Here is a 1,297-nt window from a genome sequence, read left to right on the forward strand (position 1 = left end):
CCTCGCGGGCGGTGAGCTGGGCCCGACGCCGGCGCAGGTACGCCGCCCCCGCACCGCCGCCGCCACCCGGTTCCTCGGTGCGGGGGACGCCGCCCGGCACCACGTACCCCTTGACGCCCCACTCCTCGCGGCCGGCGAGCCGGGCCAGCGTGCCGGACAGCTCGTCGTGCCGCTCGGTCAGCACCCGGGCCACCCGCTCGTCGTCGCGGTGGACGGTGGCGAGCCGGGCCGGGACCACGGCGCCGGCGCGGGAGAGCGCGTCGACCACCGCGTGGTGGGCCCGCGCGGCGCGTTCCAACCAGCCCAGGTCCTCCAGGTTGCGGCGCAACGCCTCCTCGCCGTACTCGGCCAACGGCGCGTCGCCGACCACGGCGACGAGGCCCGCGCCGGGGACCGCGCGCACCGGCGTGCCGGCGATCCCGGCAATCCCGGCCAGGGTCGCCGGGGCCACCTCGGCCACCACACCGTGCAGCCACACGCCACTGCCGGTCTCCGGCGCGGTCGGGGCGGGTTCAGCCGTCGTCGTCATCCCACTCCTCCCTCGCGGCCCGGGCGGCGACGCGCGGCCGGCGGGACGCCTCGACCTCCTCGGGGTCACGGGGTCCCGGCTCGACCGGCGGGCGGGCCCGGGAGCTGAGCCACGGGTCGTGCTCCCACCAGTCGATGCCGATCTGCCGCGCGGTGTCCACCGAGGCGATGACCAGCCGCAGCTTCAGCGTGAGCAGTTCGATGTCGAGCAGGCTGACCCGGATGTCGCCGGCGATCACGATGCCCCGGTCGAGGACGCGTTCGAGGATGTCGCCGAGGTTCGCCGGCTCGTGTCCGGCGCCCATCACCTGACCGGTGTTCTGCACCACCGACGGCTGCCGCGCTGTGGTCATCTCAGCCCCCGTCGCCCTTGCCCCGCTGGTAGCGGCGCGTCCGCCGGTAGCCCAGCAGGTCACCGGTCATGTCCAGCTCCACCTCGTAGAGGCCGAGCAGGTCGGTCGACGCGGGGATGCGATGGTCCTCGACCACCTCCACCCCGACCCGCCAGCCGTCGTCGGTGGGCTGGACCGAGACGATCCCGAGCGGGTCCTTGCCGGTCAGCGCCACGACCTGGCGCAGCCCCTCCCGGGCCGCCTCGGCCGTGCCGATCGCCTCCTCGTCGTTCTCGTCGAGGTAGCGCTCCTCGGCCCGGCCGGCCGGCCGCCGGCGATCGCCGTCGCCGCGGATCCGTGTCGTCGTCATGTCCTCTCCCTCGCCCCCCGTTGCTGGTCGCCGCGCCGGCGGGTGGGCCGACGCCGGGCGGGCGGCG

Annotated in this window: 3 protein-coding genes; all 3 read right to left on the reverse strand. The window is 76.4% G+C overall.

Annotation, left to right across the window (positions count from 1 at the left end):
- Positions 1–529: GvpL/GvpF family gas vesicle protein (locus HUW36_RS33060; protein WP_174531606.1), on the reverse strand; the 529-nt coding region annotated here is incomplete at its 3' end.
- Positions 513–881 carry a gas vesicle protein GvpJ gene (gene gvpJ / locus HUW36_RS33065; protein WP_174531607.1) on the reverse strand — a complete coding sequence of 123 codons (369 nt, stop codon included), beginning with the start codon at positions 879–881 and terminating at the stop codon, positions 513–515. The genes gvpJ and HUW36_RS33060, both read right to left, overlap by 17 nt.
- 1 nt (position 882) lies before the next feature.
- Positions 883–1,230, reverse strand: a complete 348-nt coding sequence (locus tag HUW36_RS33070) for a gas vesicle protein GvpO (protein ID WP_174531608.1) — start codon at positions 1,228–1,230, stop codon at positions 883–885.
- Positions 1,231–1,297: the final 67 nt, after the last annotated feature.

The organism is Micromonospora maritima, from assembly GCF_902825405.1.
Classification (GTDB): domain Bacteria; phylum Actinomycetota; class Actinomycetes; order Mycobacteriales; family Micromonosporaceae; genus Micromonospora; species Micromonospora maritima.